At 66.5% G+C, this 20,613-nt stretch carries 20 protein-coding genes and 1 pseudogene; 7 read left to right on the top strand and 14 right to left on the bottom strand.

From position 1 onward, the window contains the following. Window positions 1–8: 8 nt before the first annotated feature. From QCZ28_RS12405 to QCZ28_RS12390, 4 genes are all read right to left on the bottom strand, one after another. The gene (locus QCZ28_RS12405; protein ID WP_279516794.1) at window positions 9–560 is read right to left on the bottom strand and encodes a kinase; all 552 of its coding nucleotides are present in this window, start codon (window positions 558–560) and stop codon (window positions 9–11) included. Further along, a complete protein-coding gene (gene fxlM, locus QCZ28_RS12400; protein ID WP_279516793.1) occupies window positions 557–1,798 on the bottom strand; it encodes a methyltransferase, FxLD system in 1,242 nt (413 codons plus the stop codon). The genes QCZ28_RS12405 and fxlM overlap by 4 nt, the downstream gene beginning before the upstream one ends. 90 nt (window positions 1,799–1,888) lie before the next feature. Then, window positions 1,889–2,455 (bottom strand): NUDIX hydrolase, encoded by a 567-nt coding sequence (locus QCZ28_RS12395; RefSeq protein WP_347815102.1) that lies wholly within the window; start codon window positions 2,453–2,455, stop codon window positions 1,889–1,891. Between the two features lie 167 nt (window positions 2,456–2,622). Then, window positions 2,623–3,513, bottom strand: coding sequence for a hypothetical protein (locus tag QCZ28_RS12390; RefSeq protein WP_279516792.1), 891 nt, complete (start codon window positions 3,511–3,513; stop codon window positions 2,623–2,625). Window positions 3,514–3,934: 421 nt separating this feature from the next. Between QCZ28_RS12390 and QCZ28_RS12385 the strand changes: the two genes are divergently transcribed. Together QCZ28_RS12385 and QCZ28_RS12380 are read left to right on the top strand one after the other, a co-directional pair. Continuing rightward, complete coding sequence (locus QCZ28_RS12385) at window positions 3,935–4,795, top strand: hypothetical protein (protein ID WP_279516791.1); 861 nt, start codon at window positions 3,935–3,937, stop codon at window positions 4,793–4,795. Between the two features lie 2 nt (window positions 4,796–4,797). Further along, window positions 4,798–5,373: a restriction endonuclease gene (locus QCZ28_RS12380; RefSeq protein WP_279516790.1), complete on the top strand. Its 576-nt coding sequence runs from the start codon at window positions 4,798–4,800 to the stop codon at window positions 5,371–5,373. Window positions 5,374–5,416: 43 nt separating this feature from the next. Here QCZ28_RS12380 and QCZ28_RS12375 read toward each other — a convergent pair whose 3' ends face one another. From QCZ28_RS12375 to QCZ28_RS12360, 4 genes are all read right to left on the bottom strand, one after another. Further along, window positions 5,417–6,235 (bottom strand): hypothetical protein, encoded by an 819-nt coding sequence (locus QCZ28_RS12375; RefSeq protein ID WP_279516789.1) that lies wholly within the window; start codon window positions 6,233–6,235, stop codon window positions 5,417–5,419. 91 nt (window positions 6,236–6,326) lie between these two features. Continuing rightward, window positions 6,327–6,956, bottom strand: a complete 630-nt coding sequence (locus QCZ28_RS12370) for a hypothetical protein (protein ID WP_279516788.1) — start codon at window positions 6,954–6,956, stop codon at window positions 6,327–6,329. 361 nt (window positions 6,957–7,317) lie between these two features. Then, the gene (locus tag QCZ28_RS12365; RefSeq protein WP_279516787.1) at window positions 7,318–7,572 is read right to left on the bottom strand and encodes a hypothetical protein; all 255 of its coding nucleotides are present in this window, start codon (window positions 7,570–7,572) and stop codon (window positions 7,318–7,320) included. Between the two features lie 492 nt (window positions 7,573–8,064). Further along, window positions 8,065–9,330, bottom strand: coding sequence for a sigma-70 family RNA polymerase sigma factor (locus QCZ28_RS12360; RefSeq protein ID WP_279516786.1), 1,266 nt, complete (start codon window positions 9,328–9,330; stop codon window positions 8,065–8,067). Between the two features lie 219 nt (window positions 9,331–9,549). Between QCZ28_RS12360 and QCZ28_RS12355 the strand changes: the two are divergent. Next, window positions 9,550–10,211: pseudogene (locus QCZ28_RS12355) on the top strand (helix-turn-helix transcriptional regulator); the annotation flags it as partial. Window positions 10,212–10,476: 265 nt separating this feature from the next. After that, window positions 10,477–11,028, top strand: a complete 552-nt coding sequence (locus QCZ28_RS12350; protein ID WP_279516785.1) for an NUDIX domain-containing protein — start codon at window positions 10,477–10,479, stop codon at window positions 11,026–11,028. A gap of 153 nt (window positions 11,029–11,181) precedes the next feature. Here QCZ28_RS12350 and QCZ28_RS12345 read toward each other — a convergent pair whose 3' ends face one another. After that, on the bottom strand, window positions 11,182–12,219 hold the full coding sequence (locus tag QCZ28_RS12345) for a methyltransferase domain-containing protein (protein WP_279516784.1): 1,038 nt from the start codon (window positions 12,217–12,219) through the stop codon (window positions 11,182–11,184). 98 nt (window positions 12,220–12,317) lie between these two features. Further along, window positions 12,318–13,460: a hypothetical protein gene (locus QCZ28_RS12340; protein WP_279516783.1), complete on the bottom strand. Its 1,143-nt coding sequence runs from the start codon at window positions 13,458–13,460 to the stop codon at window positions 12,318–12,320. Window positions 13,461–13,995: 535 nt separating this feature from the next. On the opposite strand from QCZ28_RS12340, the gene QCZ28_RS12335 reads away from it, so the two are divergent. Continuing rightward, window positions 13,996–15,348, top strand: a complete 1,353-nt coding sequence (locus QCZ28_RS12335) for a helix-turn-helix transcriptional regulator (protein ID WP_279516782.1) — start codon at window positions 13,996–13,998, stop codon at window positions 15,346–15,348. Further along, complete coding sequence (locus QCZ28_RS12330; RefSeq protein ID WP_279516781.1) at window positions 15,345–16,010, top strand: 2'-5' RNA ligase family protein; 666 nt, start codon at window positions 15,345–15,347, stop codon at window positions 16,008–16,010. The genes QCZ28_RS12335 and QCZ28_RS12330 overlap by 4 nt, the downstream gene beginning before the upstream one ends. Window positions 16,011–16,133: 123 nt before the next feature. On the opposite strand, the gene QCZ28_RS12325 is transcribed toward QCZ28_RS12330, so the two are convergent. Genes QCZ28_RS12325 through QCZ28_RS12310 form a run of 4 tightly spaced genes read right to left on the bottom strand, consistent with a single transcriptional unit; the run spans window position 16,134 to window position 19,978 of the window. Further along, window positions 16,134–17,147, bottom strand: coding sequence for an ornithine cyclodeaminase (locus QCZ28_RS12325; protein WP_279516780.1), 1,014 nt, complete (start codon window positions 17,145–17,147; stop codon window positions 16,134–16,136). Between the two features lie 10 nt (window positions 17,148–17,157). Next, complete coding sequence (locus QCZ28_RS12320) at window positions 17,158–18,177, bottom strand: pyridoxal-phosphate dependent enzyme (protein WP_347815101.1); 1,020 nt, start codon at window positions 18,175–18,177, stop codon at window positions 17,158–17,160. Window positions 18,178–18,185: 8 nt separating this feature from the next. After that, window positions 18,186–18,761 (bottom strand): GTP cyclohydrolase I, encoded by a 576-nt coding sequence (gene folE, locus QCZ28_RS12315; RefSeq protein WP_279516778.1) that lies wholly within the window; start codon window positions 18,759–18,761, stop codon window positions 18,186–18,188. Further along, complete coding sequence (locus QCZ28_RS12310) at window positions 18,758–19,978, bottom strand: hypothetical protein (protein WP_279516777.1); 1,221 nt, start codon at window positions 19,976–19,978, stop codon at window positions 18,758–18,760. The genes folE and QCZ28_RS12310 overlap by 4 nt, the downstream gene beginning before the upstream one ends. A gap of 149 nt (window positions 19,979–20,127) precedes the next feature. Between QCZ28_RS12310 and QCZ28_RS12305 the strand changes: the two genes are divergently transcribed. Further along, window positions 20,128–20,610 (top strand): NUDIX hydrolase, encoded by a 483-nt coding sequence (locus tag QCZ28_RS12305; protein ID WP_279516776.1) that lies wholly within the window; start codon window positions 20,128–20,130, stop codon window positions 20,608–20,610. Window positions 20,611–20,613 lie beyond the last annotated feature (3 nt).

Here is a 20,613-nt window from a genome sequence, read left to right as displayed (position 1 = left end):
TGGTGCGGTCATGGGACGGCCGGGAACAGGTCGTCGTTGCGGCCGGTCAACGGCAGGCCGGCGGCGGTGGCGATGAGCTCGATCGCGTGTTCCAGGGTGGTGGTCTCGGGGAGGACGAGTTCGTCGGGCCAGCCGAGGAGGTCGCGCGGGGCGTACACGCCGAGCATGGTGTCGGCAGTGAACTCCTGCGCCTCGGGGCGGGTCTGGTGTCGGCGCAGAGTCTCCGGCCACGACACGTCGAGGTACACGAGCAGCGTTCGGCCTCGGTGCGTGTCGCGCAGTTCGGTGAGCATGCTCCGGTACCGGGCGGCGTGCATGATCCCTTCCAGGATCACGTGGTAGCCGTTATCGAGGCAGAAGCGGACGTTCTGAGCGATGAGTGCGGGGGCGAGGCCACCTGGCTTGTCCCGTTCCCTGAGGAGGACGCGCCTAATGTGATCTTGTCCGACGAGGGCGCAGCCGCGGCCGTGCCGATACCGCAGCTCACGGGCGATGGTGCTCTTACCGGAGCCGGAGTTCCCACGAAGGCAAATGAGGATCGGCAACTCTGTGGGGCTCAATGGTGTGTCTCCGGCCAGGTGATCGCGGTCAGCGTGTGGCGGCGGGGCACGAGCAGTCGCGTCCGCTCAGTGTCGGGCAGTCGCGTGCCGGCCGGGTGCACGGTGATGTCCGGGCCGCCGCCGGCCCGGTACTGCTGATCCCACGCGACTGTCAGTTCCATCAGATCGCCGGCCAGTTTGGTGGCGTGCGGACCGAAGCCGTGCCCGCCGAGCTGCCACGTCGTCGTGTCGTGGCGGTCCATGGTCAGGTAGGCGAGGCTGTCACTGGTCAGCAGGGTGGGGCAGAAGAAACGATCCTGTGGATCTAGCAGGCCGGCGGTGCGGTCCCGATCGACTCTGAGCACGCCGTACGGGCGAGGTTGACTGGCCAGCCACAGGTGCAGGCTCTCGATGGTGTCGATGTTCGTTTCGTCCAGGGTCACCGTGGAGGACACCTCAACCCGTGGCCCATCAAGTGCAGCGCGCAGGGCCTCGGCGTTGGTGGCGGTGGTGTCGTCATCGAGGGTGAGAACGGCGTCGTCGCCGCGCAGCGGCACCTGGCGGGCCGGGTTCCGGCCGTGGCCTTGCATCGCGACGAATCCGCACTGCACGGACGCGGTTGCGGTCAGGTGGTCACCTGCGGACTGCAGGGTGAGGCAGCGGGTGTTGCCGCGCATCCGCAACGGCACCACCAGCCTGCCGGCTGGTGAGAGCTGGTCGGTCCACGCGGGTGGCAGGTCACTGGCCTCGACCGTGACGAGCACCGCGTCCCACAACCCGTGGGCAGGGTGGCCGTGGACCCCATCGGCGTGGACCACCTCGACCTGCGGGTAGCCGGCCCGTGCCAGCGCCTGTTGCGCGTGGGTGACGACCTGTGCGTCGATGTCGACGCTGACGACCGTGCCGGTCGGGCCGACGATCTCGGCGATCAGCGCGGCGTTGTACCCGCCCGAGCCGATCTCTAGTACCCGGGCGCCGGGGGTCAGCCCGGCGGTCTCCACCATGTGCGCCTGCAACCACGGCGCGGAGATCGAACTGGTCGCCTTTCCGTCCGAGCCGCGTCTAGTGACGACAACATCATTCGCGTACGCGCTCTCGATGCTGGTACCGGCCGGAGCGAACAGGTGCCGCGGCACCGCGGTGAACGCAGCTGCCACCTCCGGTCGGGTGATCCAACCCTGAGCACGCAGCTGGTCGACCAGCCGCAGGCGCGCGTCCGCCGCCGTCATCGTCTCGGTCGTCCTGCTCCCAAATGCCACGACATCTCCTCCTCGAACGGATATCAGGTGAGCAGCCGGCCAACCGCGACGAGCAGTGGCCGATCGGCGGGCGTGCGGCAGCTCGAGAGATCAGGAGACTGGCACGCCGTCTTCGAGGTATCGGGTCGACCCATCGGCACGCGCCTGGAGGCACTCGTTGACGCGGCGGGCCAGCAACGGTTGCAACCGCTGGCGCGTCTGCGGCGGGGTAGACCACGCCCAACCCTTCAACTCGGCGGGCGGCACGACGATCCGCTGGGCCTGAACCGCGTCCAGGACACCGCCGTCGAAGACGAGCATCACACCGTCGGTGCGACCATTACGGGGCGATACCCAGTCCACGACGAGCAGCCGACCTGGCGTCAGGCTCACGCCGAGCTCTTCGCGGCACTCCCGCATCGCCGCCTGCCACGGCGACTCGCCGGCCTCGACACTGCCGCCGGGAATCTCCCAGTCGGTCTTGTACGCCGGCTCGACCAGCAGAACCCGATCCTGCGAATCGATGATCAACAGTCCGGCCGCCATCCGCTTGCGCGGAAGGCCAGCGGTGATTTCCGGGGGGTCGGAGGGCATGAGGGCACCGTAGAACTCCCGGCAGCCGACACGCCCGCAGCGCCACGCGCCGACAATGTCGGGAGATCCCGACATCAACCGCATCGCGCGGGCGGTGAGTGCCCCGGCATGACAGGTTGACGAGGCCGGGCGAAGTTCAGTCGAACCGCCGGTGGGCTGACGAACCCCGGGCCCCTTCCGGTCTGCGTTCGCGCCCGATAAGACGAAAGGCGGCCAGGGGCAGCCTGACGTGGGCAGCGCATCCGGGGCGCCTACCGCGCGTGCCCGCTTCCACAGAATTGCGTGTGAGATTGTCGCCAAACGCGCTGCACCTTGGCTTCCCACGACTCTCGATCACGCAGCTGCCAGCCTCCCAGTTGCGAAGACCGGACCAAGGATCGGGGTATCACACAGAACGCGCAGTCCTGAAGGCCGTCGTCCGTCAATCGAAAATGCAGGGGCTCGGCCTCGCCCGCCCCTCGAGCCTCCGCAGACCGTGCCGTTTTGTAACGCGCAGCGTTATCAACGCCTGTTAGTAGTCCATATTCGACCAGAGCAGCATGGGATTCATACGCGTCTCGCGAGAGTCCGAAGCGCTGAAGTCGTTCCCTATCAGCCAGAAAAATACCTCCACCCGCATGAGCAGCCGGATGTTCATGGCTGAGCAGTTTGAAGGTGAGCCACAGGGCGACCTCGCTGTCTGTTAGGCAGTAGATCCAGCCGTTGTAAAAAAAATCCGTGGGAATCTTAAAACTTTCCCTGACGCGCGGAATGGTGTAGTCGGAGCCGGGACGCCAATTCTCATCCCGGTGTTCGTCGAGCAGTACAAAGCCTTCGTAACGGTCTCGGGCGCGCTCGGTGTTAGGAAGGCGAACTACTTCTTCTCTCTCCAGCCTGGCGATGGCGCTTTTGATCTGTCGGATGCGGTTGTCGTTCCGCGTCGCCGTTCCGATGGTCGTCGGGCTGACAGGAACGGCGAGGAGGTCAAGCCAGCACACCTCATCTCGTCGGGCCGGTTGAATTGTCCGACGATTGTGGTGATAAGCGCCGACGTGGCGGGTGCTTTGGCACTCAAAAAGCGTGACGAGGTAGAGCTGCAGCGCGAGTCCCCGCGAGGCAATGAGGCGGGATACCAATGCCCGCCTGTTTGGCGATGCAGTCATGACCGCGGGACGGAGCCGAACGTCACGAAGTTGCTTGTGCCCGACCCGCCGGAGCGCGTGAGACGTCCCGCTCGGGCGCCCGTCGGAGCACAGCGCCTCCAGGCGCGCCAGACGCGAGCTGACGGACCAGTTCTGACCCATTGGCCTCAACCACCAAAAGCTCGATGACCAGCAGAAACATTGGGAAGGGCGGCCGCTCCAGGGGTTTATGTGCGGACCAAAGGGTAGCGAGGTTCGAGCTGACATGGGCGGCCGGCTGTCGGCACACTCGGTTAAGCCACGCCAGCGACTACGAAGGGACACTGTGGATGCCACTTAGCGGCTCGCAGCCGGAGACCTCGGATCCACAACGCTGTCGTGCGCGTGTGCCCGACAGCCAACGGTGCGCGCAGTTCCGGGGCCGCGGCGCTACAGTGCAGGCATGCGGGCCTTGCTCATTACAACCTCGGCCGATCTTCAGGACCCGCCGCTGCGCCCCATCACTGAGATCCTGCGTCGCGCCAACGTTGAGCCAGTCATGAGCGGGGCCCTCGGCGCGGGCAGCTACTTGCGCGAACAGCTGCGTTCCCACGACGACATCAACCTGGGCATCGTGATCTTGCCCTACCGATTCGCCACACGCGGCGGCCTCGCGCTCATGGTCGAGGCCGGCATTTGCCTCGGCCTCGACATCCCGTTGCTCGCGATCATTCACCCTGACGAGAAGCTACCACCGGCCCTCTCATCAATCAGGCACGTGAGCGTCTCGCTTGACAACACCGACGCCCTGCAACTCCACCTCGGCATGTTCATACAGAGTGCGGCAAGCTTGAAAGCGTGGCGGCGGACGTCGTCGCCACAGCTCACTCCGCGGCTCACCTCGAATGCGCCGCGCGGGGATGGGGGCAAGGGGCCTCACGGGGGATCCGGGCTTGTCGAGCGGATCGCCGCATTGCTGAGAAGTACGGGGAAGGACCTCGTGCTTGGCGACCTCGACTCTGGGGCGGATATGGCCTTCGTTGCGGGCGATGACTCGCCGTTCGTCGTGGTTGTCGAAGCGAAGAAGACTGCTGGGCCAACCATGGCCCACGCCGCTGCCGATCAGCTGCAAGAGTATGTGGACCGTTCCGGCGCCGGTCTCGGCCTACTCGTAACCGACGAGGCGATATCGGACTTCAATCCCTCCGGTAGCCATCCGGAGGTCCTCCTGTTGTCACTCACCGCGCTCGCAGATATCGTTGCGAGCGGGGAATTCGATAAGTTTGTCCGGAGCGTACGCAACCGAATCGCCCATCAGGGGTAACGGTGGACGGACTTACGCAACTACTTGAGGCCGCCTCGCTTGCTGGGAACAGCCAGGCCAAGGGCGAAGCTTACGAGAAGCTAATAACCTTCCTCTTCGAATCCATTCCGGGCTGCATAGTCGACCGCGACATCACCAACGTCTTCGGGACCGAGCAGATCGACATCGCCGTCGGCAATATCCATGAAGCAGGCGGGCTCCGCCTGCTTCCGCCGATCATCCTCGTCGAATGCAAGAATTGGAATGACCCCGTAGACAGCCAGGCGATCGGATACTTCTTCAACATTCTGGCGAGTCGAGCAATCGAACTGGGTGTCCTCGTCGCGGCAAGCGGTGTCACTGGCGACGTTCTCTCAGGCCGTCACAGCCACGCGCTCGGACTCGCAGCAGCTCCTCGCGGAATAAAGATGATCGTGATCACCAACGACGATATTACGCAAATCCGGCAGCCCGAAGATTTTGTCGAACTCCTCCATCGCCGCTACCTGCGCGCCTACGCGACTGGTCAGCTTGGCGCACCTGGCCCCGGCGACTGCAGGGTCCCCGAAGCGCGCGCTCGTACATCCGAGCTGGCATAACCGACCAAGAGACTGCGTCCGCTGATCGAGCGGCGCGGATGTACTACCGCTCGGGCGGGTGCGGTTGTTCCTGGAATCCCGGCCCGATTGTGCAGGTAGCAGAAGGGTCGAATGGCCGATCATGAAGTGGCAGCCAATGCGTGTATCGCCCGACCGCTAGGAATAGATCCATCTGCGAGACGGATGGCGGCGGAAACTCCACCGGTGACGGGCTGGGCCACAGACGTAGGCCGTGCGGGGCAGTCAGGGGCGGAGGAAAGGGCACGCGGCTGTCAAAGCTGTGGACCAGTAGCGCGATGCCGTTGAGGATCAGGCAACTGGCAAGGATGCGACGAGGGGTTTCCCCGAGCGTTGGCGGAGTCGTCCGGTCGTAGGTGACGTGGGCCTGGAACTGTTGACAAAGATCGAGGTCTTCGCAGGCGGCGAGCCATACCCAGCTCGTAACTGGCGGCACCTCTTCAAGACACAGGCGGCGTCTCATGTCCGCAGGCATCCAAGCGTGCTCTTGGTTCTGATCACCGAGCCCCGACAGTTCGGAGGTCCACGAGGTCTTCACGGCCCAGCGGGCGAGCACCGTCGCCTCGTCCGTCGACAGCATCGTGCTCGTGTTGGTACGGCGAGCATCGAACAGATTCATGAGGATGGGCTTGGCAGCCGCCTCCAGGCGGCTCATCCACCCGTTGTTGCATACCGCGCAGACGGCTCGGGTTACCTGGTGCAGCAACGAGTTACGTGACACCCTGACCGACTCGCCGATACTGGCGTACGCACGGTCGTCGTCCAGCAGACCGAAGCCGGACCCGTAGGCCGACCGCTCCATCGGCAGCGGCCCGACGCTACTACGCATCCATTGGGCCAGCACGTGCTCCCTGGAGGGCCGGCCCGCCTCACCGCAAAATGCGCACCGCCAGCTGTTATGCGCCCTGGGCACCCTTCCCCACCTTCGCCGGTCGCTACGCCGAAGAGCGATCGCTCGTTATCAGCGCGTGCTGGACACGGCCGATGTCCCAGCGGGGATCGAGCACTAAACCCTGGTACGCCGACCGCGTGTCGCCAACCCAAGCACTCTGCCGCACCCAGTCGTGATCTTCCTCCGGAGCGAGCAGCAGCGCCACGTCGACCGCGTCGAAGGTGAGGTGGTGAGGGACACGCCATTCGCGCTCCCACTCGAACTCGTAGCGGGTGTCGCCGTAGGCCCCGGGATTGTCGACAAACTGAGTGATCGACCACAGAGGATTCTCGGGGTTGATGCGGTTGCCAGGCTGCACACGGTCTGCCATGGCCTCTCGGACCAACCGCTGGAACCGCTCAGCCGCTGGACTACCTTTGGGAAGGTACGTGACCATCTGCCCGCTCTCGGCTTCGACGAACCCCTTGAGGAAGCCAATGCCGTAGGAGCCGCGGCGGGTCAGCCGGTTGAGATGCCCGATCGGGATCTCGCTAAGGCACACCGACAGCTGCGAGTCGCTGATGCCTTCGAGGAGGCGGACGACGCCGGTGCGGGTACGCGCCTCGATGGTGTTCGATCGGAAGATGCTTTGGACCGCGACGCGGTCGGTGAGGTGGACGACGTACTCGGACATGTCGTGCCAGTCCGCGTTCCCCATGTAACCCGGCAAAACTAACCCCCGTGCCATTCAGCCCAGCACTCAACTTAGCGAGGCTGCCTCGCCTCGAGAATCGTCGGAGTGGGCGGCGTCTTGAAGCCAGGGAGGCGCCGGGTAGGTGCTGGAGAGCGGATGCCAGGCGCGGCTGGAGCCTGAACCCAAGTCCTGGCTGCTCAGCGTCCCGCCGCATGCGTGGGTGACGTGCCCCGCAACGACGAGACCGAGTCAGCAGCGTGATTGGTGAAATCACGACGGTCCAGTTGTCCCGCTTTGGGCGCCGTTTGACCAAGCTGTGGGTGGGGCCGGGAGTAGGTAGCCTCCCGGCCCCACCAAGTGGCTAGGCGCGCTGCCGGGCGGGGCGCTTTCGCAGCACCACCACGATGCCGCCGATCGCCGCACTGCCGATCGCGCCGATGGTCGGGATCGCCACGGGCGCGACCCTTCCCACCTCGGCGCCGCTGAGCTTGACGACGTACGCGAGTGCCCCGATAGCCAGCGCCGCTACCAGCACGAGGGCCGCGATCAGGACTTTCTCAATGCTGTTCGTCGCGTTGCGCTGGTGATTGGTAGATGTCCTAGGTACGGTGCACACAGGTTCTATCTGTCTTCCTACTAGGTCCTGCTCGGGACATGTTGGGCTAGACGAGACCTGTTAGAGGCGGCCCGGGGGCTGGACCCCCCGGGCCGCCGTCTTGATCCCGATCGATCAGGTCCGGCTAGCTTGATGCACTCTAAGGGCCTGACGGGGACATTCCCGTCGGCAGCGACGCAGTGTCCAAATTCTTTGTCACGAAGCGGACAGTCAGCCGCCCATCCTGCCGGTGAACCGATCATGCGGGACCGCGCAGCTCGCAGGGGCGCAGGAGCCGCCGGGAATGTCCTGCTCCGCCCAGGTCATCGCTGCGGCAGTGTCCCGCCATTCATGTAAGTGTCGATCAGAGGGCCACCGGGACGGCTGGGTTGCTGCCGGCGTGGCCGGCAGCGGCGTGCCGGCCATGGTGACGATCAAGAGCGCCCGCCAGATGATTACCAGCAGCTGGGATGGCTTCGCCGTCGGTCACCGCGTGACTATCCGCTGCCATGATCACGAATCCAGGGTCCGGGCGAAGCGGATCGCCCGCCGGAGGATGTGATCCATCCGCTTAGAAACGGCGCTATGGCTCTGGTAACCCATAATGTCGGCAACCTCGGTCAACTTGGTGACGCCGCTACGAAGCAGCACGACGATGGTTCGGTCGCGCGTGTCCAGAAGAGCGAGGAAATCTCCGATCAGGAGCTGATCGACGACCTCCGCCTCCGGACCGTGCACAGGGATCGTGTCAGTCAGCTCGACGAACCGGACCCGGAGCTTGGCCCGCTTGTGATAGAGCTTGCGCTCGAAATCCTCCCGCGCGCCGCTCCAGAGGGGTGAGAAGTCGTCCTCACAGCGGTGTGAGCGGACCGCATCAAGGATGCCCCGCAGCCGCCCAGTGGCATCGGCTGCCTCGACGGAGCGCCGCACCGCCTCGGCGGCCTCCTGCTCACCACGCCAAAGGTCCCCGCCCGTCCGCGGGTTAGCGATCGTCGCCCCGCGCAGTATCGACCCGTCCTCCAGTGACACCGGGCCCGGGGCAATGTCGTTGTCCACCACCGGGAACTCCCGCAGGTAGTCCTCCAATACCTGGGTAACGGGTGGAAGCCAGAAGTCCAAATTGTGGGCCAGCATCCGGATTGGATCATCCTCGGTGAACTTGGCAATCCCGGACTGAGGCTGCGGCATGAGATGACGCCAGACAGTGCCGGCCCAGGCCCGCGCCAGCCGATCCCGGAAATCACTCGGGAGATAGCCGTCGATGTCCTCGAGCTGAGCGACGAAGGGCCACTGGCCCCGCTTCAGCAGCGGAAGGCCGTGCCGTTGCGCGGCGGTCCGAGACAGTAGATGGAACAGTGGCGCGTACTCGTGGTACCGCGACTCCGTACGCGGAACGAAGATGACATTGACGTCGCCCTGGTCGGCGATCTTGTACAGCGGCGCCGGCAACTCCTCGTCGTCAAAAAACCGACGGCGGAACTGCGATGCCTCCCACAACAGGTTCCACTTCGTGATCGCGAGGGACAGCTTGAGACTCGCCTCATCCCATAGACCCGGCCGCAGAGGCACAGCGACGTACTCCGGCCGTAAAGGATCCTCCGCTCTGATCACACCCCTGACCAAGTGTCCGGCGGACATGTTCCACAGCCGGGGATAGACCTCCGGCTCCGCGCTCTCACACCCTGGGTCGACGAGCGGCCCGAAGTCCTCGTCACGCACATGGTCGGACTCGCCGGTCATGGTCATGTCCCCTGCCTCGATGTCGATGCTGTTGTCCACGATCTACCTCACGACACTCACCGGTCGTTCCGTTCCAACAATTTTTCGACGACACCCGTCGGATGCGCTGGACGCACGTACGCCACGTTGACCAGGTTCGGGGACATCTGATGGTGCTACCTCGACACATGGTGCGCTGGCTGTCGGTCCGGAACATGTCACAGCCAGTCGCTACGGTGATCGCGCATCGTGAGCGCTCAACCCGGGGGGTGGTGGCCGATGGGCGACAGCGATGAGATCAGTGCTGCGCGCCGGGCGCTCGGCCGTCGCCTCGCGCAACTACGCAAGGCTGCCGGACTCACGCAGCATGGCCTCGCCCCTCTCGTGCGGTATGCCCGCAGCTCCATCGCCAGCATCGAAACCAGTCGGCAGCAACCCGAGCGGACGTTCTGGAACCGCTGCGACACGATCCTGCGAACGGGCGGCGCATTGACCGCCGAGTACGACCGCATCATCGAGCTGGACCTGCACCGTCAACGCGCCCAAGCCGACACCTCGGCGGCCAGCGGTGAGGTGCTGTGGGAGCCCGAGGAATCCATCACCGCACGCCGGTCGGCCCTGATAGGCAGCACAGACGATGACGCCCGGCTGACACACTTGGAACACGAAATCCAACGGGCGATCACCGACATCGAGCGCTTCGCGCCGAGCGCGCTGGTCGCCCGTCTGCGTCGGCTGAGGGGGTGCGTCGACGAGCTGATGGCCGCCACGCAACACCCACCGCAACGGGCTCGGCTCTACACGGCCGCTGCACACCTGTCCGGACTACTCGCCACCCTCGCCCTGGACCTGGGGCCTTTCGCATCGCGCGCGCATACACCGCCGAGGTGTCCGACCTGGCCGTCGCCGCTGAGCAGCCCGACGTACTGGCCTGGGCCCACTCCACGCAGAGGCTGATCACCAATCACACCAGCGATCCACAGGAGGCCCTCACTGATACAGCGGGTGGCCTGAGACAGGTCGACAAACGCCCACACCGTATCCGCGTGCACATCAACGAGCTGGCGGGGCATCCGCCCGCATCGGGGATCACAACGACGTCGTCCGCGCCGCCGGAGGTGCCATCGCGCCCATAGCAAGCAGCCGACAGGCGCAGGTCAGCTCACCTTGTCCGTGCTCGGGTACCACCTATAAAGGAGGCGAGTCGTGGCGATTGACAACTCGGACATCTTGGAAGCCTTGTCTGCCTACCTCACGTTCTACCCCCACGAAGCCGCGTCCCTGTCGGTGCCGACGCGGCTGTTGTCCGAAGGAGCGAACGTCGTCTCTCGGTCTCATCTGCCTATGCACGTGACTGTCGGCGCGCTTTTGGTGCGCGGCGGAGCTGAGGTCCTGCTTGTCGATCACCTCGCCTATGGGATGCTGCTGCAGCCTGGAGGGCACCTCGAGCCGACAGATGCCACGCTGATTGGCGCGGCGGTGCGGGAGCTAGTGGAGGAGACCGGCGTCGATCCCGCCGGTATTGTCCCGACCTCGCAGGTACCGGCATATGTTGAATACGGGCACGTCCCGGCGCGGCCCGACATCGGGGAACCTGCACACTTCCATCTCGACTTCGGGTTTTCGTTTGCGGCATCGTCTGCTGATGTGGGGCTGATCCAGGAGTCGGAGGTGCGAGGTGCCGCGTGGTACCCGCTAGCCGAGGCCGAGCGGCTTGTCGGCCGCCGCATCGCGCGGGCGGTGAGTGCGCCGGCATGACGGGTTGACCGGGCCGGGTGAAGTTTGCTCCAGCCGAACCGCCGGTGGCCGACGCACCCTGGCCCTCACCGGTATTTCTTCGAGCTTGGCAGGGCTCTACGCGTAGCGCCATCGTGGGCAGATTCATGGCGGCCATTCCTGGCCGTGCCGGCGTCAGCCGCTGGTGCCGGCGGTGATTCGTAAGTCCCATCCGGGAAGGTCATCCCCGTCGTTGGGCACAAGGCTCGTGTCGAACCAGGTGGCCTCTGGGCGTCCTGCCTGCTCCCATCGGTTTAGCCAGGCCCGCAGGGCGGTCAGGGACGGGGAGTTCGCGGTGTCGGCGAGGATGGTGCCGTCGGTCAGGATGACGGCGGCGGTGGCCATGGTGGTGTGCCCGATGCCGCGCATCCCACCGCCCAGAGCGGCGACGGTCCGTCGTGGCCCGCCAGCGACGAGGGAGTAGGCCGTCCATGACAGCCAGTACAGGGGTACGCGGTCGTAGCTCTCGGTATGGCCGGGGTTGAGGAGCAGGTTGAGGGCTGTGCGGGCGCCGGTGTGGTGCGGATCGTCGTGGTCGCGCCAGCCGACGGATATCCATGCCGGCTGGGGCTGGTCGATGTGGTGGTCCACCCAGCGTCCCGGGAGGGTCAGGGCGTCGTGAACGGCGGTGGCGGTGCTCTGGGCGTAGCCGCCGAAGGTGACCGTTTCGACGTGCGGTTGTCCCTCGGACAGTGTGATGGTGGCGATCAGGGTGGTGGATGGCTGCGCGGCGATGGGCAGGCAGGCCACGATCCGTCCGTCCGGAGTGAGTTGATCCACCCATGCCCGGGGTAGCCGTGGGGGAGCGCACCACGCCACGATCCGCTGGTAGGGGGCGTGCGGTAAGTAGCCGGACATCCCGTCGGCGACGTGGCAGGTGATCGTGGTGACGCCGCGATGGCGGTGGAGCCGGTCTGCCCAGCCGGCTAAGTGGTCGCTGATGTCGATGCTGGTCACGTGGCCAGTGGTCCCGGCTCGCGCGGCGAGCAACGCGCCGGAGTATCCCGTGCCAGTGCCAATCTCCAGCACGCGCGTGCCTTCGTTCACGTCGAGGGCGATCACGTCGCGGTGGATGGCTTCTGCGGCGGACCGGTGCAGCGTTTCACCTCGGTGCTCATTGTGCGTGTAGTAGCTCTCCGGCACACGGTCGAACACCGGATCGACGGCAGTCACAGAACTCCTTCGCGACGCGAGAAGGCGGCACGCACGGCCGATCCGACTGCGGACATCCGCTTGGCCCGGGAGATGTGCGGCCTGCTTCTTGCGTGATGTCAAGCCGCTGGGGAATACGAGCACGATTGGGCTCGGTGAGTGTGCAGCGGTGATGCCGCGGGCAGGAGGCATGCACGACCTTTCGAAATGTGTGCGGGTGGTGCCCGCGGCAACTCACGAAGTTCGCGGAGGATGTCTCGGACCGCTGGTGAGCGCGGTGCGGCGGGGGCGAGTTCGTCGTGAAGTCGGTGTAGTAGTGCGACGCTGCGCACGGAGCTGACGGCGGGTAGGCGGCCGAGGGCGAGGCGGGCGGTGCTGACCGCGAGGTCGAGGTCGCCGGCGGCGTGGTGGGCGAGGCTGAGCCAGGCGCCGTGGCGTAGTGCGGAGCGTTGCGGGGAGTCGGTTGGACTGGTGTGCGCGCGGGCGTGGAGCAGCCGTTCAGCTTGGCGAAGGAGCGCTGGCCGTTGAATCGGGACCTGCTCGGCCAGTACGACGAGGCCGCGGCCGGTGATCGCGTCCAGTTCGACTCGATCGATGTAGGACGCCCATGGGGGCAGTGGGGCGTCGGGGGCGGTGTCGAGGAGTGCGAGGGTGTTCTCGCGTGTGTGGAAGAAGCTGGTGAGGTCGCCGGCGACGGCGTGGGCGAGGGTGCTGCGTGCGGCTACCAGGGAGCGGACGGCGGGTGGAGTCTGTGCCGCTGATTCTTGGGCTGCTGAGGCGAGTTGCAGGGCGTCGAGGGCGTGGCCCTGGTCGGCGGCTTGGTTGGACATGAGGGCCAAGATGCTGGCGGCTAGGCCGGGATCGCGCGCGGCGTGCGCGGCGCGGAGAGCGGTGAGGTACCAGCGTTGGGCGAGGCCGTCCTCGTTGGCATCGAACGCCATGAACCCGGCGGTCTGGGCGAGCTGCGCTAGTGCGGCGGCTAGGCGGCGGCCGGCTTCCGCACTGTAGGAAGCTCGGCGCAGGAGCCGGGCTACGGCGGTGAACTGGTCACTGACGAAGCCGCGGGCGGCACCGCCCTGCTGGTCGTCGAGTTGCTGTGCATGGGCGACGACGGAGTCGATCATGTCCAGCAGCGGTGGGGTGACCGGTCCGCCGTCTCCGGCAGCCGCGATCAGGTCTGGGCTTGGTTGGTGCAGCGCGGTCCAGGCTGGGGCGGTGAGCGCGGCGCCTGTGACAGCGATAACGGTGCGACGGGTCGGCACGGGTCCTCCTACGAGGCTGAGCAGTCCGTTGCTGTCCGAGGGTAGGTGCATTGCATGGTTCGCCGGCAACGCTGGATACGAACGCGGGGCGATCTCCTCCAGACGTGCTCGAACATCAGGTCAATCCGGGTGTCCGGGATGTCGACCGAGTGGTCCGCCCTACGCTCCAATCTCATGGGTTTCCGGCTGTTGGCTGTTCATGAGGCATGCCGGCTGGACCGTCCCGACGCGCGGACGGTATGTCAGGAGGGTAAGACGCCGGCCGGCCGACACGCCCGCAACGCCGTTGTCGACATTTGACAGGTGCCGGCCTTGAACTCCGACAAAACTCCAACACTGTGGTCCTGCCATCGGCTGCGGCCGCTATCGATAATCAGCATCTGACGATTTCGACTGGCTTCGCAACGACCATCGGCTACAGCGGTTGCCCAGATGCTCGGCTGCTCCGCCGGCCGGCGAGATTCTCACAGGTGGCACCTATCGTCTCCGCAGCTAATAGCCAGGGTGTTTCCAGTCGACCGGAGGGGTGGCAGTGATGTTGGACAGCGATGAGATCAAGGCTGCTCGCCGTGCACTCGGCCGCCGGCTCGCTCAGTTGCGCGGGGCTGGCGGTCTCACTCAGCATGACTTGGCGCGGCTCGTGCAGTACGGGCGCAGTTCCGTGGCGAGTACCGAGACTGGCCACCAGCATCCGGACCGTGCTTTTTGGGCGCGCTGCGACGTCGTGCTGCAAACCGGTGACGTGCTCGTCAGTGAGTACGACCGCATCACCGAGCTGGACCGCCAACGACGGCGGTCAGCGGCGATCCAGGCGGTCAGGAGCACATCAGTGCCGGTGGCGCCCGTCGCTGGCCGCGAAGTTCCTACGGCGAGCGGCAGTGCTGTATTTTGGGAGCCCGAGGACAGGATCAACGCTCGCCGTCTGGCGCTGAAGTCTTCCGTCGACGACACCATTCGCCTCGCGTACCTGGAACGCGAGGTCTGGCAGGCGATCGCCGACAACGAGCGCCTCACCCCGGTAATCCTCATAGCGCGTATGCGACCGCTGCGCTCCTACGTCGACCAGCTCATGGATGGCCGGCAGCACCCACCGCAACGCGCCCGGCTCTACGCCGTCGCTGCTCACCTATCGGGACTTCTCGGCGCACTCGCCCTTGACCTCGGCGCATTCGGTGCGGCTCACGCCTATGCCGCCGAAGCATTCGACCTCGCCGAGGCTGCCGAGCAGCCCGAAGCGCAAGCCTGGGCACGGGCCACGCAAAGCCTGATCGCCTACTACGCCGGTGCCTACCATGACGCGCTGGCCTATGCCCAGGACGGCCTGCGCCGTGGCGGCAGCAGCGGGCACCGTATCCGCCTCACGATTAACGGTCAGGCGCGAGCCCTCGCCCGTCTCGGAGACCGGTACGGCGTCGATCGTGCCGTCGACCACGCCTTCACCATGCTGTCCGACTACCCGTCCGGCTCAGCGGTCAGCGCTAGCCTCGCCCTCGGCCCCTACTGCCCGGCCAGGACCGCGGCCAACGCGGCGACCGCCTACCTGGCGCTCGGCTGTACCGCAGGCGTCACCGACCATCTCACCACCGCGATCGCCGCATTCGACAGCGCAGGACTGGCTGGTCCGCGTGCACTCAGCCGCCTCGACCTGGCCACCGCGCACTTGCACGGTGACAACCCCGACCCCGAGGAAGCAGGCGCACTGGCGGCTGAGGCCCTCGTTCTCACCGCGGATCAGCGTTTCGAATCGGTTCATCAGCGCGCCCGTCAGTTTCTCGCCGTCGCCCGCCCCTTCGCCCGCCACCCGCGGCTACGGCACGTCGCCGACCTGCTCGCCGACCGCACACAGGTCGCTGCCACCGGACAGGCCGCTCTACCATCGCTGTCATGAGCAGCCGGGAACTGGCCAGCCTGCACCAGCGCTGGAACGCCTACCAGGACCTGCCCGAACTCACCAACCACTGGTACTGGCGCCCAGGCTGGCGGGCCGACCGCCAGTTCTACACCTGGCACCTCACCTTTGAACACCAAGCTGAACTCCGTCACCTCGTCACCGACGTGCAACGCGAACTCGCCCTGCCCGGACTGGACCTGGTGCCGCTGGACGGGCTCCACCTGACCATGCAAGGTCTCGGCTTCACCGACGAGGTCGCCAACGGCGACCTTGAAGCAGTGGTCGCCGAAACCCGGCGACGCTGCGCTGGCCTGTCGCCGTTGGAGCTGTCGCTTGGCCCGGTCGACCCCGATGCCGAGGGAATCGGCCTGCTCGTCCGCCCCTGGGACCGCGTCGAACAGCTCCGCGCCACCATCCGCGATGCCATTGGGTCGGTATGGCAGACCGTGCCGGAGGCTGCAGAAGGATTCCGGCCACACGTGACAATCGCCTACAGCAGCTCTAACGCCCCGACCGCAACAATCCGTGACCGCCTCAACGCCATCCGCCACCAGCCACCAGCCCGGGTGACCATCCGCCAAGCAACGCTGATCGCGCTGCGCCGAGAAGGCCGCAGTTACGAGTGGACAACGGTGGCGACCGCGCCCCTTGGCTTGTGATCCACTGGCCATGCTTCGCCTCGACGAACCTACGATCCGCCGGTCGGCTGGCCGGCGAGGCCGTGGCCGAATCACTCTGGTCGGAGTCCGGTCTTCGTTCGCTCCTGGTCGAACAGTTAGCGGTCATCGAGGCAAGAGCATTCCCTTACCTGATCGAGCTGCTTCGGCCTGTACTTCAGCGGCGATCGCGATGTCATGCACTCCCATGCCGAACGGGTTGATGACGACGCGATGGTGAGGGTGAACTCGTCGTTCGTAACGGCCTGACACGACTGCAGCGAGATCAGCGTCCACTCTGTGCCCGTTGGACGTGTCTGCCTTGGTAGGCCCTGTGACCTTGCCTGCTTGGGCGAGCCGGCCGAGTAGGCGGTGATGGTCGTTCCTCACGAGGTTCCAGTCGTCGACGATGAGATGGTCGCTGCCGAGCAGAAGTTCCTGGGTGGCGTCGTCGAGGGAGACGTTGAGGAATGTCGCGCCTGGCTGAAGCCAGTCGAGTTGTACGTATGGGGTCGTTGTGGTGGTGACTGCGACGATCAGCTCGGCGCCTCGAACCGCTGCTTCCGCCTGGTCGGCGACATGGATTCCGATCTCGCGGCTGTGGCTGTCAGCGAAATGTCGTGCGCGCTCGACGTCGAGGTCAAAGGCGAGAACGTGTCGGAGGTTGGCACACAGGGGTGTCAGCAGGTTGAGGTGGGTGGCCGCTTGTCGGCCGCAGCCGAGAACGCCAATGGTGCGGACCGCGGCCACATCGCGCAGCGCACGAACTGCGACCGCGGAGACGGCCGCTGTACGAAGCGCGCTGATGGCTCCGCCCTCCATGATGCAGGTGGGCGCGGCGGTCTCGTAGTCGTGCAGCACGATAAGGCCGTGGGCTCGTGGGAGCCCGCGGTCAAGGTTGCCAAGGCACGAGTTGATGATCTTGCAGCCGTGGTTGATGCCGGAGTTGGCCGGTAAGACGAGGCTGCGGGCGGCGCTGCCGTCCGGTGCGGTCCACCTCAGTGCGGCCTCCGCAGTGACGCCTGCCGCTCCCTGCGCGACCCGGCGGAAGGTGTGCTCGACGATGGCAAGGGGGTCGATCGACTGGCACAGCTCCGTGACGTCGACCTCACTGAGATATAGCAGCGGCTCAGGGCTCATGAACGGTTTCTCATTGTAGTAGTGCAGCGTTGTGAAGGGCGCTGATGGCGTCGGTGTCGCTGGTCGTCGGCGGTGGCCCCGCAGCGGCGTAGACGGTGTTTTGGTACCGGTCGCCTCCGTCAGGGCAGAGGCAGGCGATGTCGCTGATGGTGGCGTCGTCAAGGGCCAGCCGGGTGGCGGCGGTGATGGTGGCGCCGGCTGATCCCCCGAGGGACAGGCCAGTGTGGGCTCGGATGATGCGACAGCTGTATGTGGCGTCGTCGTCGGTGACGTGGATGACGCGGTCGCAGTCGTCAGGGCGGACGAGCTGGGATGCGAGGCCGGAACCGAAGCCGGGTAGCTTGCGAGGGCGCGGCCGAAGTGGCCCGCCGGTTGCGGCCGAGCCGACGGCGTCAACGGCGACGATCCGGGCGGTGGGGGCGTGCCGGCGTAGGTGTGCGATGACACCGGCCAGTGTGCCGCCGGTCGACACGGGAATGGCGACGGCGTCGGGCGGCCCCAGGGCGGCCGGGCCGAGGAGTTCTGGGCCAGTGGTGGCGGCGTGGGCGGCCGGCCCGGCGGGGTTGCCGTACTGGTCGGTCCACGCGGCGTCGGGGTGGTGGAGGCGGAAGCTGTAGACGGCGTCGATGCGCGCGTGGACCTGGTGGATCGGGTCCGGCGTGTCGACGGTGACCAGTTCGGCGCCTAGTTCGATCATCCGTGCCAGGCTGTAGGCGGGTGTGGTGGCGTCGACCATGAGGGTGCACCGGTATCCGCGCTCGCGGCAGAGGCCGGCAAGGGCGATGCCGAGGTTCCCGGATGTGGACTCAACGACGTGTCCGCCGGGTCGGAGAGTGCCTTGAGCGACGAGGGAGTCGAGCAGGGCTTGGGCGGTGCGGGCCTTGACAGAGCCATACCGGTTTGCGGCTTCGAGTTTGAGGCGCAACCGCACGGTTCGGGACGGCAGTGGCACCTGCAGGACCGCGACCGGGGTCGTCGCATTGCCGGTGGCGGCGGTGGGCAGTGACGGCTGCGGCGTTGTCCGTGTCATCTCGTCACTCACCGGCCGGAGTGCAGGAACTCGTCACGTAGCACCGTGTCGGATCGCAGCGTGCCGAGTAGCGCGGTGGTGATCGTCTCGGTGCCCGGGGCCTGGGCGCCACGCAGGGTCATGCACAGATGTTCCGCGCGGACGAGGACGCCGACGCCGGCTGGGGCGAGGTGTTCGCCGAGGTACGTGGCGATCTGCTGAGTCAGACGTTCCTGGACCTGAGGGCGTCTGGCGGTGTGCTCGACGAGCCGGGCGAGCTTCGACAGCCCCACGATCTTGTCGGTGGGTTGGTAGGCGACGTCGGCGGTCCCGCGGAACGGCAGCATGTGGTGCTCGCAAAGGCTGTGGAACGGAATCGCCCGCACGGTGACGAGGCGGTCGTATGCGGCGTCATTCGGGAAGGTGGTGAGCGTGAATGTGCGCGGGGAAAGCAGTTCGACATAGGCGGCGACCATCCGAGTCGGGGTGTTGGCGGTGCCCGGGGCGTCGACGTCCACGCCCAGTGCCTTGAGGAGTTGCGTGGCGGCGTCGCGCGCGGACTCGAGGTCCGGCGGGGCCGTGACCGTGCTGAGGTCGGTGGTCATGGGGTGTCCTTGTTGACCGGGGGCAGAAGCTGGGGACGCCGCGTCACGACGTCGCGGAGGAAGGACAGCTTGGAGTAGTAGCCGAGCTGGGCGGGCAGTGCGTGCTCGGCGAGGACGCCGGCGACCCAGTCGGTGATGCGCGCGACTTCGGCGAAAACGGCGGGTTCGTCCAGGGGCAGCACGCTTCGGCTGCGCAGGTATTCGACCTCGACCTGGACGAGTGTTTCGGTCGCGTCGGCGTGAAGGGCGCAGCGGTCGACGAAGATGCCGTAGTGGTGGCCTGTGCGCAGCGACTCGAACTTGATGTCGTAGCGCATGCGGCGGAACGCTGGCATGGGCCGGGCGAGGAGCCCGAGGGTGTCGCGCACATAGCTGTCGAGGGGCTCGGTGATGGTGACGTCGATGTCGACGTGCTCGTGGCGGACCAGTGCGTCGGTGTCGTAGTTCTTACGTTTGACCTGGTAGAGGCCGGGCTGGGTGTAGAGGAACGAGACGTAGCCGCGCTGCGGGCGCGGTCCGAGGACCTCGAAGAGGGTGTTGGCGAAATCCCACGTTTCGAGGGGGTCGCGGAAGCGGGGTGCCATCTCGGGTAGCGCGGCCGCGGCGACGCGGTCGTGCAGGTCGACGGCGAGGGGCCACAGAGGGGTGTCGCGCGGCAGGGTGAACTTGGTTTCGATCTCCTTGCCGACGTGCGCCTGGGTGATCGCACCGTCGAGGCTATTGAGCTGCGCGGCGTGAACGCCGTGGCGGGTGACCGCATCGGTTATCCAGCTGACGGGATCGGTCGGGTCACCGGCGGGGGTAGAGGTCGTGCGGATGAAGCATGCGGCATCGGGATGCAGGTGCACCCGGCTGTAGGTGTGCCATCCGTCGGGATGGGTGGTGGCACAGAACAGCGGTGTGTGGCCACGCGGGTCAGCCTCGCCGATCGTGCTCAGCGCATCGGTGAGCGCGCGGCCAAGGCGCAGACCGGTCAGCAGGGCGCCGGCCGGGATCTCCTGGGTGTTCTGGCAGGTTCCGTCGTGGGTCCGGGTGATCACCGGCAGAAGCCGGTCGTCGCTGAAGCTGGTGATGATGGTGTGCGGCGTCCGTGGCTGTGGCCGTATGGGCACGGTGACCACAATGATCGGCTCGTCCGGGCGCAGTGCCCGGGGGTGATGGAGCAGGTCGGCGTCAGCGATGAGCAGCAGCGCCTGGCCGGCGGCGGGGCCTGTCATTGACCCTCGCCTTCCTGCACCCTTCGCTGGGGCGTGTCGTGGAGGGCGTGCAGGAGGCTGGCGGTAGGGTGCCACGGGCGCCTCTCGCCCGGTCGTTGACCGCTGATGCGAGGTGCTGGCGCTGGTGGACATGTCGGGAGCCGGTGATTGTGACTACGAAGCCGACCATCGCCGCGCTGGCGGTCGTACCCACCGCGTCGGGTCGGGTGGTGTTCGTGCGGCAGCAGCGCGGCCCGTACGCGGGGTGGCTGCTGCTGCCGGGCGGCAAGGTGGAGTTCGGGGAGTCGGCGCACGACGCGGCCCGCCGGGAGACGGCGGAGGAGTCCGGCTTCGAGGTGGGCGAGCTGACGCCGACCGGGGTGTACGAGATCCGTGCCGAGGACGGTTCCTACCACTTCGTGATGTTCGCGTTCCGCGCCGGCACCGCGACGCGGGTGACCGCCGGTGGACATCACGTGGACGGGGTGGTGCAGGCATCGGTGGATGAGGTGCAGCCGCACCCGACGGTGATGCAGATTCTCAACGACGCTGGCGTCGCCAGCTACTCGGCCCAGGACATCGAGCAGGCCCTGCGCCGGGACGGCATTCTGATGCGTGGGCATCTGACAGCAGCCGCGGGCGCCCTGGCCTGACGA

Source organism: Micromonospora sp. DH14, assembly GCF_029809455.1.
GTDB lineage: Bacteria > Actinomycetota > Actinomycetes > Mycobacteriales > Micromonosporaceae > Micromonospora > Micromonospora parva.
Note: the sequence above shows the minus strand (reverse complement) of the source record. Positions and strands in the feature narration are given on the sequence as shown.

Coding starts and splice junctions, on each gene's coding strand:
- QCZ28_RS12395 (WP_347815102.1), bottom strand. CDS start 2,455: ATGCGGTTGATGTCGGGATCTCCCGACATTGTCGGCGCGTGGCGCTGC.
- QCZ28_RS12390 (WP_279516792.1), bottom strand. CDS start 3,513: ATGACTGCATCGCCAAACAGGCGGGCATTGGTATCCCGCCTCATTGCC.
- QCZ28_RS12385 (WP_279516791.1), top strand. CDS start 3,935: ATGCGGGCCTTGCTCATTACAACCTCGGCCGATCTTCAGGACCCGCCG.
- QCZ28_RS12370 (WP_279516788.1), bottom strand. CDS start 6,956: ATGTCCGAGTACGTCGTCCACCTCACCGACCGCGTCGCGGTCCAAAGC.
- QCZ28_RS12335 (WP_279516782.1), top strand. CDS start 13,996: ATGTTGGACAGCGATGAGATCAAGGCTGCTCGCCGTGCACTCGGCCGC.
- QCZ28_RS12330 (WP_279516781.1), top strand. CDS start 15,345: ATGAGCAGCCGGGAACTGGCCAGCCTGCACCAGCGCTGGAACGCCTAC.
- QCZ28_RS12325 (WP_279516780.1), bottom strand. CDS start 17,147: ATGAGCCCTGAGCCGCTGCTATATCTCAGTGAGGTCGACGTCACGGAG.
- QCZ28_RS12320 (WP_347815101.1), bottom strand. CDS start 18,177: ATGACACGGACAACGCCGCAGCCGTCACTGCCCACCGCCGCCACCGGC.
- folE (WP_279516778.1), bottom strand. CDS start 18,761: ATGACCACCGACCTCAGCACGGTCACGGCCCCGCCGGACCTCGAGTCC.
- QCZ28_RS12310 (WP_279516777.1), bottom strand. CDS start 19,978: ATGACAGGCCCCGCCGCCGGCCAGGCGCTGCTGCTCATCGCTGACGCC.